General features: G+C 33.4%; 1 protein-coding gene and 2 pseudogenes. All 3 read right to left on the reverse strand.

Annotated elements, in window-relative coordinates:
- Positions 1–85: pseudogene (locus ACFIKU_RS09685) on the reverse strand (XRE family transcriptional regulator); the annotation flags it as partial.
- Between the two features lie 32 nt (positions 86–117).
- The gene (locus ACFIKU_RS09690; protein WP_015856259.1) at positions 118–984 is read right to left on the reverse strand and encodes a DNA adenine methylase; all 867 of its coding nucleotides are present in this window, start codon (positions 982–984) and stop codon (positions 118–120) included.
- Between the two features lie 101 nt (positions 985–1,085).
- Positions 1,086–1,371, reverse strand: a pseudogene (locus ACFIKU_RS09695) (hypothetical protein); the annotation flags it as partial.

Raw genomic sequence — 1,371 nt, forward strand, 5'->3', positions numbered from 1 at the left:
CGCCTAATTTATTAGCCATATCTAATAAACGTTCTGTCCGATCAATACGAATTTTACGTAAGGTTTTGCCAAATGGTGTAAGCATGTGATTAAAGCTCCTATTAATGAAATCTGCAATTAAGCTGCTTTGAGAAGCGAGCCTATATTCTTTTCTAAAAATTGAGGTACTTTGATTTTAGGTGAAAAAATCATCAATTCGGTAGCTTGCCTTTTCTCTTGTAGAGAATATTGTAAGCTAAATTCTATTGAGAGATATTGCCTATACAAAAATTTAATTTCTTCAACGTTGTCATAAGTAATTAGCCAAGGCGCTGTCACATGTTGGGAGATGACATTCTCTAAATTATTATGATCATTAGCTTTGTAAAACGAAGTGTAAAGCCCTTTTCCTTTTTTAAAATAAGGAGGGTCCATATAAAAAAAGGTGTTTTCATCAGTTCCATAACGTAGCAAAAATTCCCGTGCATTTAAACGAGTTAAATGTATTTTATCTTTTTGTTCACTTATGCGAAGAATGCGTTCAATTATATTCTCTTTGTTAAATCGGCAATCTATTTTATAGGCACCGCTTTGTCCTTTCCCTCCAATTGGTCCAGCATTTTTAATAATTCCAGATCTATTTGTGCGATTTAAAAAGAGTGCTGCAAATCCTGCGCTAAGCACATCTGCACTTGCAGGAGAAATTTCTTTTTGTATGTACCATTCTTCTAAGTTAATGGTCGTTGTATTGATTTTTTCTATTAATTCTTCTGTCTTGTGCAAAACGCAATACCAAAAGCTCCAAATGAACAGATCAATATCGTTAATGTAAATATCTTTAACATCACCATTAAAAAGAAGCTTTAGAGCAAGTCCGCACCCGCCAGCAAATGGCTCTCTATAGGAACAGCCATTTAATGCATTTTTCTCAAATATTTCTTTGATTTTTCCATACAGTGCAGCCTTACCGCCTGGATATCTCAATGGTGAGCAGACATGAGTCATTGTTACGCGCCTTTTTCAATGATTTTTTGATGTTTTTGTTGATTTTATCGAACGTTGAGAAGAGACAACGTAATCTGAACAGTTTTATAAAATCGGAAATTTTACTTTTGGTTTTTAACTAAGCATTGTAGTGTGTAAATAGATATATTTATTAAACTACGTGTACGCAACATAAGGAACAATACACAGACTAAAAAAGAATACCAAAGAGCAATATCTGAGTACCAAAGTACAGTATCCAATGGAAAAGAAAGCTTATACTCCACGTACTTAGAAATGACAGGTAAAGAAACAGTTTCTTTATAACTATTTGGGAAAATTAAAACGACAAGCGCTAAACTTATTAGCTTTAAAAGTCTGTGCATATACTGTTGTAAATCACGTGTT

It is taken from the genome of Bartonella sp. CM120XJJH (assembly GCF_042194715.1).
Taxonomy (GTDB): domain Bacteria; phylum Pseudomonadota; class Alphaproteobacteria; order Rhizobiales; family Rhizobiaceae; genus Bartonella.

Coding starts and splice junctions, on each gene's coding strand:
- ACFIKU_RS09690 (WP_015856259.1), bottom strand. CDS start 984: ATGACTCATGTCTGCTCACCATTGAGATATCCAGGCGGTAAGGCTGCA.